Annotated in this window: 8 protein-coding genes; 5 read left to right on the plus strand and 3 right to left on the minus strand. The window is 60.4% G+C overall.

Annotated elements, in window-relative coordinates:
• Window positions 1-70: 70 nt before the first annotated feature.
• The 5 genes from DWU99_RS17090 to DWU99_RS17110 all read left to right on the plus strand — a co-directional run bounded on the left by DWU99_RS17090 (window position 71) and on the right by DWU99_RS17110 (window position 9048).
• Window positions 71-652, plus strand: coding sequence for an RNA polymerase sigma factor (locus DWU99_RS17090; RefSeq protein ID WP_115479292.1), 582 nt, complete (start codon window positions 71-73; stop codon window positions 650-652).
• Entirely contained in the window at window positions 652-1665 is a 1014-nt protein-coding gene (locus DWU99_RS17095) for a FecR family protein (protein WP_115479293.1), read from the plus strand. Before DWU99_RS17090 ends, DWU99_RS17095 begins: the two co-directional genes overlap by 1 nt.
• A gap of 400 nt (window positions 1666-2065) precedes the next feature.
• Window positions 2066-4567 (plus strand): protease pro-enzyme activation domain-containing protein, encoded by a 2502-nt coding sequence (locus tag DWU99_RS17100; protein WP_158543335.1) that lies wholly within the window; start codon window positions 2066-2068, stop codon window positions 4565-4567.
• 322 nt (window positions 4568-4889) lie between these two features.
• A complete protein-coding gene (locus DWU99_RS17105; RefSeq protein WP_158543336.1) occupies window positions 4890-7922 on the plus strand; it encodes a TonB-dependent receptor in 3033 nt (1010 codons plus the stop codon).
• 337 nt (window positions 7923-8259) lie between these two features.
• Entirely contained in the window at window positions 8260-9048 is a 789-nt protein-coding gene (locus DWU99_RS17110) for a polysaccharide deacetylase family protein (protein ID WP_158543338.1), read from the plus strand.
• Between the two features lie 30 nt (window positions 9049-9078).
• Here DWU99_RS17110 and DWU99_RS17115 read toward each other — a convergent pair whose 3' ends face one another.
• From DWU99_RS17115 to DWU99_RS17125, 3 genes are all read right to left on the minus strand, one after another.
• On the minus strand, window positions 9079-10404 hold the full coding sequence (locus tag DWU99_RS17115) for a histidine-type phosphatase (RefSeq protein ID WP_158543340.1): 1326 nt from the start codon (window positions 10402-10404) through the stop codon (window positions 9079-9081).
• 45 nt (window positions 10405-10449) lie between these two features.
• Window positions 10450-11451, minus strand: a complete 1002-nt coding sequence (locus tag DWU99_RS17120; RefSeq protein ID WP_115479297.1) for a YncE family protein — start codon at window positions 11449-11451, stop codon at window positions 10450-10452.
• Window positions 11452-11550: 99 nt separating this feature from the next.
• Window positions 11551-14445 carry a TonB-dependent receptor gene (locus DWU99_RS17125; RefSeq protein ID WP_115479298.1) on the minus strand — a complete coding sequence of 965 codons (2895 nt, stop codon included), beginning with the start codon at window positions 14443-14445 and terminating at the stop codon, window positions 11551-11553.
• Window positions 14446-14539 lie beyond the last annotated feature (94 nt).

Consider the following 14539-nt stretch of genomic DNA (forward strand, 5'->3'; position numbering starts at 1 on the left):
AACGATTGCACGCAGGGTCATTTTGGTCCACATTCGATCGGACGTAGGGCCGGGTGATGTGAAGTCGGGGATGGATAACAAGCGGGAGAGCGCATCGGTCGTATCGTTGCCGGAAGTTCCGGCTATCGATGCCAACGACCGGGCGCACAGCTTCGATGCCTTTATTCGCGGCCAGTTTCGCGGTCTGGTCCAGTTTCTGCGTGCGCGAACGGCGACCGAACAAGACGCCGAGGATGCCGCCCAGGAAAGCATGACCAAGCTCCTGCGCTATCGCGAATCGGAGCCGCCTTCGGCGTGGAAGCAACTGCTTTATCGCATTGCCGTGAACGTTGCCCACGATCAGTTTCGCGTCTCGCAGACACACCGCAGCAAGGATCACGTCACCCTCGACGGCCTGGACATCGCCGCGGCGGAGCATTCGCCCGAGCAGCGGGCCGTGTACGAGCAGCAAGTGGCCCGCCTCACCCAGGCCATTCTGGCGTTGCCGCCCAAATGCCAGCGCGTCTACCTGCTGAAGCGGGTGCACGGCCTGAGCCACGCCCAGATCGCCGAGCGTTGCGGCATTTCGATAAAGATGGTCGAAAAGCATCTCGCCACCGCGCTTGCGCAGCTGCGGCGCAAGGTAGGCGAATCGCCGGCGGACACGTTTTAATGAACATGGACAGGTGGAACGCAAACAGGGAAACCGCGCCGGACTCGTATGGCGAGGCCGAACAATGGTTCGTACGCCTGCTGGAGCCCGATTGCCCGGCCGAGGAACGTGCCGCGTTCGAACGTTGGCGCAACGCCGATCCCGCGCATGCCGCGGCGTATCGCGAACTCGAGTTGGTGTGGCGGCAGAGCCTGGATGCGACGAAGCATCCCGCCGTCGCCGCCGCCGCTCGTCAATCGCTGCGGCCCGAACCCCAGACGCGTTCGCCCAGGCGCTGGCTTTTCCCTGCCCTGGCGACGGGATTCGCCGCATTGGTTGCGGTGGTTGTAGTGCCCCGCTGGCTGGCGCACTCAAGCGAACCCGTCAGCGCAACCTACACCACCACCGCCGGACAGCAGCAGACCGTACAGCTGTCGGATGGATCATCCATCGTGCTGGACACCGACACGCAGGTGAGCGTTCGCTACAGCGCCAGCACGCGCCGCGTCGACTTGCTGCACGGACAGGCGCAGTTCTCCGTGCATGGCAATCACGCATGGCCGTTTGTCGTGCATGCACTGCATGGAACCGTCACCGCCGTCGGCACGCAATTTCAGGTGCGCGTCAACGACGGTTGCACGGATGTCGCGCTGATCCAGGGCAAGCTCGCCATCGCCACCGAGCCGCAGAACGGCACGCCGCACGATGCATCGCTGGTCGGCGGACAGGGTTTGGCGTACGACGAAAGCGGACGCATTTCACGCGTGCACGCGATCGATCCGCAAGACGTGCAAGCTTGGACAGAAGGCAAGCTGTTCGTTCACGACTGGCGCTTGTCGGATCTCATCGACGAGATGAATCGCTACAGCACCACCAAGCTCCAGATCGGCGATCCCTCGCTGCGCGACATTCGCATCAGCGGCGTTTTCCATACCAACGATCAGCAAACGTTCCTTGCGCTGTTGCAGCAAGGCTGGTCGATTCAGGCGAAACGCGTCGACGCGAATCAAATCGTGCTCACACATAACCGCTGAATGCCCTAACGCTCGTCATTCCGGCGCAGGCCGGAATCCAGTGTCGATATCGTTTGATGATTACGAAGCGTTAGCGCAAACATTGTGCGCAAGTCGTGTGCAGCACATTGCACTAATTGAGACTGCTGTCACTGGATTCCGGCCTGCGCCGGAATGACGAGCATTTAGCGTTGTTTGTGCAGGTAGGGGTTTCTTTTTTACTCGCGTCTTATTTGCTGGCGACGCTGCATTGTGGTCGATGGACACGGACGTTAGGGGACGTCGACTTCTGAGGGTCTTCGAGTGTCGCCAGACATTTCCTGATGAGTTCAGATGCCGCACGCGTGTGTGGCGATAACTTCTGCATGGGGCTTTCGAGCCGCTTCGGGCTCGTTTGTCTCAAAAAAATGGGAGCACATGAATGTCTAGCAGTAATCGTTTCGTGGGGAGTCACAAATTGCTGTTGCCGACGGCCTTGTCGTTGGCCTTGTTGTCCATGTCGGCGCACGCCGGCAATAACTTCGCGGCGACGCGCACGCACGCGGGCATCCAGAACAACGGTACCAACGTTTCCACGCTGGTCATGACGGGTCATCCGTCGATCGACGCTTCGCAGATCATGCCGCTGGAGCAGAGCAAGCCGCTGCATGTAGAAGTGAGCCTTAATCTGCGCAACGTCGATCAGTTGCAGAGCTTCCTCGCTTCGGTGAATCAGCCGGGCAGCGCGAACTATCACCGCTTCCTGACGCCGGCGCAGTTCAAGGCGCAATACGCACCGACGGATGCGCAAGTGCAAGCCGTGGTCGCGCACCTGAAGCAGAACGGCTTCACGCACATCACCGTGTCGCCTAACAACATGCTGGTGTCGGCCGACGGTACGGCCGCGGGTGCCAACGCGGCATTCAACGCCAACATGAAGACCTTCAGCTTCAAGGGCAAGCAACACTTCGCCAACGCATCCGATGCCACCGTGCCGCAGTCGCTGGGCGGCATCGTGGACGGCGTGCTCGGCCTGCAGGATTACGCCCGGCCGCACGTGATGTCCCATCGCATCGGCAGCGATGCCAAGACACAGGCCACCTCCGGCAGCCAGGTCGGGCATCAACCGACGGATTTCCCCAAGATCTACGACGTGGGCAGCACGCCCGCTGCGTCCAACACCACGGTCGGCATCATCACCTGGGGTGACATGACGCAGACTATCACCGACCTCAACACCTTCACCAAGAATGCAGGCCTCGCCACCGTCAACACGGCCACCGTCGCCGGCGGCACCGGCACCTTGGCCAACGATGGCGACGACGGCGAATGGGCGCTGGACAGCCAGGACATCGTCGCTGTTTCCGGCGGCGTGAAGCAGCTGATTTTCTACGCCGCGATCAACGGCGACACCCAGGACAGCGGCCTCACCGATGCCACCATCACTGCCGCGTACAACAAGGCCGTGACCGACAACGTGGCGAAGGTGATCAACGTATCGCTAGGCGAAGACGAAACCGCCGCCAACAATTCCGGTACGCAGGCCGCGGACGACAAGGTGTTCGCACAGGCCGTCGCGCAGGGCCAGACGTTCTCGATCGCCGCGGGCGACGCGGGCGTGTACCAGTGGTCCAGCGATCCGACCGAAGGTGCGCCTGGCTACATCGCCAACTCCAGCGGCACCGTCCAAATCGACCTGAGCCATTACGGTGTGAGCGAACCGGCGACATCGCCGAACGTGGTGGCCGTGGGCGGCACCACGCTGAGCACCAGTGGCACCACGACCTGGGCAGGCGAAACGGTGTGGAATGAAGGCCTCGCCGCGGTCGATCCGAACAACGGCGACAACAACGAACGCCTGTGGGCGACCGGCGGCGGCGTGAGCTTGTTCGAAGCCGCACCCGCGTGGCAGACCTCGGCACTCGGCTCGTCGGTGACCAAGCGCGAATTGCCGGACGTGGCGTTCGATGCGGCATCGTCCACCGGCTCGATCATCGTCGCCAACGGCCAGACCGGTCAGCAGTACGGCGGTACCAGCCTTGCTTCGCCGATCTTTGTCGGTATCTGGGCGCGCATCGAATCGGCGAACAACAATTCGCTCGGCCTGCCGACGCAGAACATGTACACCTACTTCCCGAAGGACGCCACGCCGCTGCATGACGTGACCTCGGGCAACAACGGTTACAACGGCTACGGCTACAACGCCGCCGCGGGTTACGACAACACCACCGGCTGGGGCAGCCTGGACATCTCCAAGTTCAGCGCTTATGTCACCAAGTACTGGGGCGGTTCGAGCAGCGGCGGTGGCGGCACGCCACCGCCCGCCGGCAATCCGGTGGCGAACTTCACGGATACGGTGAGCAACCTGGCCGTGAGCTTCACCAACAGCTCCACGGATACGGGCGGCACGATCAGCTCGTACGCGTGGAATTTCGGCGACAGCGGCACGTCGACGTCGGCCAGCCCCAGCCACACCTATGCGGCTGCCGGCACTTATACGGTCACGCTGACGGTCACCGACAACACCGGCGCCACCAACACCAAGACAGCCTCGGTGACGGTGACGAGCAGCAGTGGCGGCGGCGGTGGCAGCAACGGCGTGTTCAGCAACAACAAGGCTGTCGTGATCAACGACAACGCCACCATCACCAGCAGCATTGCGGTGACCGGCGAGTCGGGCAACGCACCGTCGACGCTCAAGGTGCATGCCAACATCACGCACAACTGGTCGGGCGACCTCACCATCGAGATCGTCGCGCCGAACGGTTCCTACGCGGTGCTGCAGAATCCGGACTATGGCGACGACGGCAATATCAACACCACCTGGACGGTGAATGCGTCGTCGGTGACGGCCAACGGCACCTGGAAGCTGAAGGTCATCGACAACGATCCGCAGTACTACGGCGATTACGGCACGCTCAACAGCTGGAGCCTGACGTTCTGATCGGCGAGTTCCACGTTTTCGGCGCGCAGGGACGCGTGCCAGGGATGCGAAGCCCGGCCTCACCGGCCGGGCTTTTCTTATGACTGCTGCGACCTTGCGGGTACCCTGCCTTGCCCTATGATCACTCTGGCGAGCCAGCGTGCGATGTATACGCGCCAGGAGAGGGATGGGAAAGCCGGGTCTACGACGCAGTCATGGGAGAGGGGCCTCAGGCACTTCTTTCCGTGCCGCTGCGCGCGTCGTTGCCCTGCATGCATGTCTGTCGGGATGCGCCGCAACGTGGAAGCGGACCGTCGGCATGATGGCGTGTGGTGCGAGCCTCATGGTTCCGGTGTCCGTTGTCGTTGCTTCTGCAACCGAGGCTCCGCGTCATCTCTACGCCATTCACGCCGGCGATCTTCGCGCCGCGCTCGATGCCCTGGCATCGCAAGGCGACATTCAAGTTGTCTATTCGCCCGATCTCGCCGCGGGTAAGACCACGCAGGGCATTTCGGGGCGCTTCACGCCCGTCGATGCATTGCGGCAGCTTTTGGCGGGTACCGGCTTGACGTGGAAGATGGTGAACGACGCCACGTTTGTGTTGGAACCGTCACTGCCGTTTCATCCTGCCCGATCCATACCGCTCTCGCGAAACGTCCCCGCCGCGCCGAGAACGCTGGATGCCGTCAACGTCAGCGGATCGTTGATCGGCAACGCCGCCATCCAGACGGCCACGCCGACGTACACCATCACTTCGGAAGACATCAAGGTGCGCGGATTCACCAGCATTGCCGATGTGCTGGAGAATTCCGTGCTGGCAACCGGCTCCGTGCAAGGCCCGCAGAATGCGGGCAGCTTTACGCAAGGCGCTCAACCCATCAGTCTGTTTGGCCTGAGTCCGCAGTTCACGCTGATTCTTGTCGATGGCAAACCTCTTGCCGACTTCGGGCGTCTTTACAACGGCACGATCAACTTCACCAGCATCTCCAATCTTCCGATAGCCATCGTCGACCATATCGACGTGATGCCCGGGGGCGCGTCGTCGATCTACGGCTCGCAAGCGATCGGCGGCGTGATCAACATCGTGACCAAGTCGCGCGTGGACGGCGGCGAGTTATCGGTACGCACAGGCTCCTTTTCCGATGGCGGCGGCGCCAATCAGCGCATCAGTTTCGTTTACGGCCATGCGTTCGGAAGGCTTCGCATCGTAAGCGCCGCGGAATTCGACAGCGCATCGCCTATCTGGGGTTATCAACGCCCGTTGACCGCGGGTACCGACTCCGGCCCCGCAGGTGCGACACCGCCAAGCGTGCAGGCTGGCATATTGGATTTCGGTACGGCCAATACCTACACAGGCAACCCTTTGGGCTACCTCAGTCCGCCGGCGGGTTGCGACAGCCATCTTTTCGGAAACAGCACAGCACTTGCCAACAGCAACGTGCCCGGTCAGCCGGGACAGTACTGCGGTTCGCGCAAGCTGGACGGATACGTCACCTATAGCAACCAGAGCCGCAGCTATGACGGCATGCTCAAGCTCGATTACCGGGCCAGCGAGCATGTTCGCCTGTACAGCGACGTGATGCTGAACTGGCAACAGCAGCGTTGGTTTCCAGGCGCTTCCGCCTGGTTTCCCGATGACTTGCCGCAAGGGGCCGTCGAGGATGCCGCCACGGGCCACTATCTTTACCCGGAAAAATTCTTCGCGCCCGAGGAAATGCCCGGTGGCGCGGCGGGCCAGATGTATCGGCAGGATGATCTGCTTTATCAGGCCGATGTGGGCGCCAACGGCCGTCTCGGCGACTCCGACTGGGATTGGGACATCTATTACCTGCGCACCGGCGATCGCACGGAAGTAGTGGAACCGCTTGCGATCGAAAAACGCATCGATGCGTTTTTCGGCGGCATCCTGGGCCCCGTTGTCGGCGTCGATCCGGCAACCGGCCTCAATATGTACAACCCGAACTACAAGGCGTTCTTCTCGCCGATCTCGCCTGCGCACTATGCCGGGTTCACGCAAGGCGTCGGCGAATTCAGCAACACATGGATCAACAACACGCGTGCGACGATCAGCAACGCTTCGCTATTCACGCTGCCCGGCGGCGATGCAGGTTTTGCAGCACTGATCGAAAGCGGCGGCGAGGCGTGGTACGAACCCGTCAACCCGCTGTATACCCAGGGATCGGTGTTCGAACACGCCGCCACCGGCGGCGGCGGACAACGTTCGCATGCCGCGTCGGCATTCGAATTGAATCTTCCGCTGTTGTCGCTGTTGACGCTGGATGTCTCCGGTCGTTACGACCATTACGCGCTGGACAAGGGCGGCGATAATCACAAGTTCACGTACAAGGCCGGCGTAGAGTTCCGGCCCGTCGACAGCTTTCTGGTTCGCGGCAACTACACCACGTCGTTCAAGGCTCCGGACCTGTCATCGATCTTTCTTGGTCCGACCGATTACTACACGACTGTCACCGACTACTATCAATGCGCAATCGCGCATGCCGCCGCCTGCGGCAGCGCTTACCAATACGGTGTCAAAGGCACGACACTGCCCAATCCCGGGCTTCAGCCGGCCACCGCGCAAAGCTGGACAGTGGGAACCGTGTGGTCCCCCGTCGACAATCTCAGCTTCAGCCTCGACTACCTGCATATCGCGATCCGCGACGAAGTCGTTCAGCAAGATCTCGACCGGTTGATACGCACGGACGCGCAATGCCTTCTCGGCCAGCTCAATGCTGATTCGGCGCAGTGCGTGGCCATCACCAATCCCGTCGACGGGCAAGTGCAACGCGCATTGGGCAACGGCCCGATCACCGGCGTCACGACGTACTATGCCAACCTCGCCAACGAAGTGACCAAGTCGATGGTTGGCAGTGTGCGATATCAGTTCTCGCCATGGCATATCGGCAGCTTCAGCGTGCAGCTCGACTACAACGACATGCTCAAGCACGAATATCAGTTGGCCTCGGGCCAGGCACCCATCGACAACCTGGCCGATCCGCAATACAGCTCCGAGTTCAAGAACATCGCCAGCGGCAGTATCACCTGGACGAGTCCGGGCGGACGCTGGACAAGCACTCTTTATGGGCACCGCTATGGACCGTCGCCCAACTACATCGCGGCAAACGACGGCGCGGGCGTCCCAGGCTCGGGACATCTGTCGCCGTGGATCACGTTCAACGGAAGCGTGACTTATCGACCTGCGAGGAATGTCGAGCTATCCATGTTGGTCAACAACATCGCCAACAAGATGCCGCCTTTCGATCCGACTTACGTTTCCTATCCGTACTTCAATTACGACAACTACAACGTCTATGGAAGGGAAATCTTGCTGCAGCTGGATTTGAAGTTCGGCGGACAATCGCATCCGCTACGATGAGCAGCATGAAGCTCTTTCTTCCATGAGAACGTAAGTTATGTGCAAGCAACACGCACACGTCAATTTCACGAAAGCATGACCTCACAGTGCAGGGATTAGCAGCAAAGTGATGTCGCCATGCCGCGATACGTCACTTTGTCATGCCGCTATTTGCGTGCAGACACGGCAATACCGGGCAAAAAGGGCATCCAGGGCTTGGCACGGCACATGCTTTATCTCCATCGACCCTTTTTATGCGAGACGGCGGCCACTTTTTCGACCCGGGCGGGACTCAGGCATCACCCGGCCAAAAAGGGAAAGAAGCGGGCGGCACCCAGGTTGTTGGAGACATCGAACCATGGCCTTGTTAAGAACAAACACCTCTGAAACTCACATTTTCCATCGGCACATGCTGTCCGTCGCGCTTCTGCTGCTGTGGATCGTATGCCTGGTACTTACCGTCGAACGCAATACGCAAGCGCCGCTTTTTGTCCTGCACGAGAACAGCAGCCGGGTCACGCGTCTTGCACAGCATGATTGGCGCCGCGCAAGCGATTGGCTTGCCGGAAGGAAATATGCCGTGCTGACGTTCGACGACGGCCCTTATGGGCAAGGCGTGGATGAGCAGATTCTTGATGTGTTGCGCAAACATCATGCCCACGCCATATTCTTCGTGATCTGCAATCACCTGGACAAGGCTGATCCGGGACTGCTCAGCGAATTCGAGCGCAGTGGCCATGTGATCGGCAATCATAGCTACGATCACCTGAAACTCACGAAGCTTTCGGCCCCCGAGCTTCATCAACAGATCGAAGGATGCAGCGAACGCATAGCGATGGCTACGGGTCATCGGCCAGCTTACTTTCGCCCACCTTGGGGCATAACATCAGCTGTCGTTAAGCAAGCCGCCGAATCGTCCGGCATGCAACAAGTGCTGTGGAATGCAAACAGCCAGGACAGCTGGCAGAACAAGCCCGAGCAGATTCTCCATTGGAGCCTCGAGCAGACTGAAGATGAGTCAATTCTGCTGATGCATAGCAAGCCGACTACCGTTGCGGTGCTCGATGAGACCTTGACCAAGCTGGAGGAGCGTGGATTTGAGTTTGTCCTGCCCGGTCAGCTTTCAGCAGAACGCTCCTACGACTGAAGCTTCTTGCCAGGCGCGTCTTCGGGAACATCAATGCACTGAACGCGATCCCGATGCTTGCGCAATAAGTTTGGCCAGGCGATCCAACCGGCAATCGTAACGTGGCCCTGCACTGCTGCAACCCGGTATGAATATCGGGGCGATCTGTGGGGGATGCGCCATATCCAGAGCAGTGCTGTTTCGCATCTGTTCCATGCTTTGGCTGGCGTAATAAGCGTTCACGATGTAGCGCGCGGGAACCCCGGTGCTGCGCAACTCGAACACCAAGGCGCCGCCTGTGAATGCTGGATCGGCTGGTTGTTCCGGAAGCATCCAGTGCAGGTTGAGCAGGCCTGCGAGCGTTTCGATATTCGTATCGTGACCGACGAGGAAGACCATCTTTGATTGTGCGGCGCCTATCGCATTGGGTAGCGCATGTGAATCGGTGGCCTGTTGCAATGTCGCCAGGATGCGAGTGGCCAGTTGCCCCGCGTAGGCCCTGGCGATAATCGGGGTGTGCAGCTCGATGTCGCTGAACGATGTATGCAGGGTCAGCAACTGGCCCAACTGAATGGGTGAAATGCGTCCCCACGCCACGTCGGACATGGGCATCCCCTGCACATATTCCAGAAAGAAGTTTTCCGCGAACGTGCTCGCGTTATGCAGCGGCGACTTGATGCTGACCAGGCCGTCTCCATGCGTTGCGGTAATGGAAGCAGGCTGGTCCAGCAGTATCTTTTTGCCAGCAGCCTGTGCGTCGCCGCAAGTGTGCGGAGCGCAATCGAGCAATATCGCTTGCATCTGCTTCAAGAGACCGGCATGGGCCAATGCCAGCCGCGCCGGATCGCCGCCGACACGTCCCAGTACCGCAGCGACTGCCTCGGCACGATCATCATCGCTGGCGCCCGATGCGGCGTGCGAAAACAAGGCATCGGATCCTTGTTTCGCGGACGGATGAACATCGACGGCACAACCCGGATCGAAGCCATCCATCAGGCCATGCGCGGACTCCAGCGTTCGCTCTTCGTCGTCTGCAACGACGTAGACGGACGATGTCAGGCATCCGTGATCGGACAACAATCCGGCACGTGCATAGTAGGCACGGTACCAATGACCCATCAGACTCATGAGCTGCTTGCCGTGTGGCGTAAGGTAGCCCGGCGGTACCGGCCACGTCGGCCAGGGTTTGCTGGAGAAGGCGTCGAGCGATTCGGGCGCGGTCGTGGGCGAGCGCACGCCGTGACGGCTGAGCACCACGACCAGTCGCAGGTCCCCAGGATTCTGCGTATCGGACGCATGGGCCATACCGCAGAGGCCGAATAGCGCGAGCAGGCATACACGGCCTTTGCGAAACCATGTGCGCATACGAAGCCTCATGTGCCGATCTCCAGAAAATAGGGCCATCCGACGATCAGGCGCGCATCACGGCGCGCCGACTACCAACACACCGAACGACGCCTGGGAGGCACCCTGCCCTTTCTCGGCGACATCCGGCGCTGCCAGATAGACGTGGTGCGTACCTTCGTCCACGGCCAGCGTGCGTGCGCCCTTTGCGGTGGCGACATTCGCGATCACCGCGTAATGGTCGGCGTCGTCTTGCCTGATGACGGTCAGGGTGCCGTCGGCGTTGGAGCTGTACACCACACCCGCTCGCGCGTCATAGCCCGCGGCGTCCGGATCGTTGCCGATCGGAAGTACGGCGACGCGATGGCCGTCGTTGGCATCCATCACTACAAGATGCTGGTTGGCGCAGGCGGAGAACAGGCGCGCGTGCTTCACGTCGATGGCGAGCCCGGTCGGGCCTTCGCACGGCGTCAGCGACCATGACGCGATGACCTTGCCGGCATGTGCGTCGATTTCGGCGATCTTCGATGTGTCTTCGAGGTTGACGTAGATGTGCCCATGGTTGTCCGTGACCGCGAATTCGGGCTTGCCGGGCAACATCACCGATCCGGCTTCCTTTTGCGTCACCGGATCGATCTCGCTTGCGCTGTTGCTGTGACCGTTGAAGGTCCACAGTTTGCCGCTCGCTTCGTCGAACAACATCGCATCCGGGCCTTTGCCAGTGATGGCAATCGCGGGCTGAGGCTTCAGCGTGGCCAGGTCGAAGGGCATCACGCTGTTGCCGTGGCCGTTACTCACGTAGCCGCGATGCTGTTGGGCTACGAGTACGACGCGGTGCGCGCCGATGGCACCGGGCACTTCGCCGACCAGCTTTCCGCTCGACGTGTCCATCACCATGACGCGATTGCCGCGCGCGATATAGAGGCGGTTCGTGCCTGCATCGAAGGTCAGGTAATCCCATTTACCCTCACCGCCGAGCACGTATCGTTGCAATACGCCGTAGGTCGAGGGTGCTGCCGCGGCCATACAGGCGGCGGAGGTCGCCATCAGACTCGCGAGCACGAGAGCCATTCGCTTCATGGATGCTTTCCTTTTCAGTTATTGCTTGAGGAGATGCAGGGAGATCGACATGGCAGGCCGGATGTCCGTCCGGCTTGCCCGGCATTCGCGCAACATCGACTACAGGTGGATGCGCACGCCGGCGGTGAAGGTCTGGTCGTAGAACTCGCGCTGGATGGGTCGGTTGTTGGCCGCCGTCTCGGTGAACCGCAACTTGGTGTTGGTCAGATTCTTGGCGCCGAAGTACACCGAAAAGGTGTCGTTGAAGGCGTAGCTGGCGCCGAAGTCCAGCGACGTGCGCGCCGAGGAGTACTGATCGGCGTAAACGTTGGCGGGTGTTCCGTCCGCATTGGTGTATAGCGGACCGCCGACGGTGAAGATGTTCTTGCTCTCGTAGTAGGCGCCGAGATCCAGGCGAAGACCGGCATAATCGTAAGTGAGCGCGAAGTTGGCCGTGTTGCGCGACGTGGACGGCAACAGCGAATACACGCCAGGATGAATCTGTATGCGCGAGTCCACATAGGTGTAATTGGTATTCACGCCAAGCCCGCTCAACACGCCCGGCAGCCACCGGAAACGATCCACGTACACCAGCTGCACGCCCCGCGCCCAGGCGGAGGAAATATTTTCGTAGCTGCTGAACGTGACCTGGGTACCGGGTGCGAAGACATCGAGAATACCGACAGGGTTGGTCACCGTCTGGATGACGCCGGTTTGCACGATGTAGTTGGTCAATTGCTTGTCGAACACGCCCGCGTACGCCAGGCCGCCTTCCGGCAGGTAGTATTCCAGCGACATGTCGAAGTTATCGCTGTAGGTTGGCTTGAGCGTGGGATTGCCTTGGGACACCACATCGTTCACGTCGTCCACTTGTGTCGATGGCGTGACCTGCTGGAATCCCGGCCGGGCAATCGTCTTCGAATACACGACGCGACCGATCAGGTCGGTATCGAAACTGTATTTCGCCTGCACGGTGGGAAAGAAATTGCCGTAGTTGCGATTGACGATGTTGGGCGAGTAGCTCACCAGCGCGCCATTGCTCGTCAGGATGTTCAAGCCTTCGTACTGCGCGTTGGTCAACTCGTAACGCACGCCGGCCAGCAGGCTCAGTTTTTCCATGGGCTGGAATGCGTATTCGCCGTAGCCCGCGTAGATATTCTCGCTGTCGTGACCATGGGACTGGAGATCGCCCAGGAAGTCATTGGCCGAATTTTCGACGAACTGCCCGGGATTGGCACTGAAATAGTTGATCAGCGCCTGCGGGTTGATGAGTGGGCCGATGCTGTAGTGATTGTCGTAATACGTGATCGGCTGACCCATGGCAAACTGCGAGAACGGCAATGCCGCAGGGTTGTAGTCGAAATTCTGCTGACTGTTGTTGCGCTCCCGCATCCGCGCATTCACCCCGAATTTGAGGTACTCGTTGTTGCTCTGGGCGAAGAAACTGGTGGGGATGGTGACGTTGTCGCCGATGCTGTATTCCTGATCGTGATCGTGCTCGGTGCCGTTGCTGAAATCGTTCAGCGTGTATCCGTTCGGGTTGGTCGGATTCTGCCCTTGCAGGATGGAATAGCTGGGATAGTTCGGGTTGGTGATGTTGTCGTACGAGACGATGGAGGCTCCCGATCCATCCGGATTGGAAGGATTGGGCGTCCCGTTGGCGAAATTGATGCCGTAGTCGTAAGGCTTGTTGTACGAGCCGATCGACATCGCCAGATGGTAATCCGTACGCCAACTGCCGAAGTTGTTCTGGCCGCCGAGTATCATCACGCGCGAGTCGATCATTTCCTTTTCGTGCTCCGCGGACTTGGTGTAGGTGGCGTCGTCGATCAAGCCGTTCGGGTTATTCGGATCCGCCACCGGCGCCCCTGCGAAATCGAGTATCAGGCTGTCCCGGCTTTTCCGTTCGGTATAACCCGCGTCGAAGTAACGCGCATACCACTTGTCATCGTCGTCGGGCTGGAAATCCAGTTCGGCGCCGTAGCCATGGCGCGTGCGCTGATAGTTGTAGTAGCGCTGATCGAGATCGGTGAATGCCTTGTCCGGGACGCCCGATCCTTGTTGGTCGACGTAACCCGCTTCCACGTCGTCGATGCCGCGATGATCCTGGTAGTAATTGACCGTGCCGATAAAGGTGAAGGGTTTGTAGTTCTTGTCCGGGCCGAAGCGAAAGCCGCCGGTGAGCTCGTAATCCTTGATCGGCGTATCGCGCAGATTTTCCAGACCGGTGCCGAGCTGCAGATCGACGAACTGATCCCGATCCCTGGGCATGGTCTTGGAGGTGATCTCGACGGTGCCACCCAGCGCTTCGGCATCCTGCTCGGGGAGATTGGTGTTGGTAATCGTCAGCGCGCCGACCAGGCCCGCAGGAATCGAATCGAACGCCACCGCGCGACCGCCGCCGGTAGGCGTGGAAACGTTGGTGGGCATCAGGCGCACACCATCGAAGGTCGTGCTGTTGAGGTCCGCATCCAGGCCGCGGATGTTCACGAAACGGCCTTCGCCCGTATCGGTTTCGAGCGAGACGCCCGGCAAGCGGCGCACCGCTTCGCCGGCGTTGACGTCCGGCAATCGTTCGATCGCGGCGGCCGGCTGCACGAAGATCATGTTGGGCGCCTGCTGCTGCACGGCGCGCGCTTCCATATCCGCAGTCACGGGTGCACTGACGTTGATCTGGTCCAGCGACTTGACGTCGGCGCCGAGCACAAAGTTCTCCATGGCGGGTGTGCCGGCGTCAACGGTAATTTTGCGTTGTAGCGCGCGCTGTCCGTCTACCTTGACCACAAGGGTATACGCGCCGGGAGCAACGCCTTGCAGCTGGTAGTTGCCGTTGGCGTCGGTGGTCGTCACTGCGCGGATCTCACGGATCTCCACGCGCGCCCCCGATATCGGCTTGTGTCCCGTGGCGATTTCCACATGTCCGCTCAGCGCGACCGAATCGGCGGCATTCACCATGATCGGCGCGGCCAGCGCGATCATTCCCAAAGCAAGCCTGCAAGCCTGTGCAAGTGACATGTTCAAACCCTCGGATCGGTGGATGCGCCGCGCAGAAGGCAAGTGCGGCGCGTACCTTTTCGACACTAAGCGCGAGGGATGACAGCGAGAATGC

Source organism: Dyella psychrodurans, assembly GCF_003363265.1.
In the GTDB taxonomy this organism is placed as follows: domain Bacteria; phylum Pseudomonadota; class Gammaproteobacteria; order Xanthomonadales; family Rhodanobacteraceae; genus Dyella_B; species Dyella_B psychrodurans.

Bases quoted from the DNA above. Each gene is read 5' to 3' on its own strand.
- DWU99_RS17090 (WP_115479292.1), top strand. From the start codon at position 71: ATGGATAACAAGCGGGAGAGCGCATCGGTCGTATCGTTGCCGGAAGTT.
- DWU99_RS17110 (WP_158543338.1), top strand. From the start codon at position 8,260: ATGGCCTTGTTAAGAACAAACACCTCTGAAACTCACATTTTCCATCGG.
- DWU99_RS17125 (WP_115479298.1), bottom strand. From the start codon at position 14,445: ATGTCACTTGCACAGGCTTGCAGGCTTGCTTTGGGAATGATCGCGCTG.
- DWU99_RS17100 (WP_158543335.1), top strand. From the start codon at position 2,066: ATGTCTAGCAGTAATCGTTTCGTGGGGAGTCACAAATTGCTGTTGCCG.
- DWU99_RS17120 (WP_115479297.1), bottom strand. From the start codon at position 11,451: ATGAAGCGAATGGCTCTCGTGCTCGCGAGTCTGATGGCGACCTCCGCC.
- DWU99_RS17115 (WP_158543340.1), bottom strand. From the start codon at position 10,404: ATGAGGCTTCGTATGCGCACATGGTTTCGCAAAGGCCGTGTATGCCTG.
- DWU99_RS17105 (WP_158543336.1), top strand. From the start codon at position 4,890: ATGGTTCCGGTGTCCGTTGTCGTTGCTTCTGCAACCGAGGCTCCGCGT.
- DWU99_RS17095 (WP_115479293.1), top strand. From the start codon at position 652: ATGAACATGGACAGGTGGAACGCAAACAGGGAAACCGCGCCGGACTCG.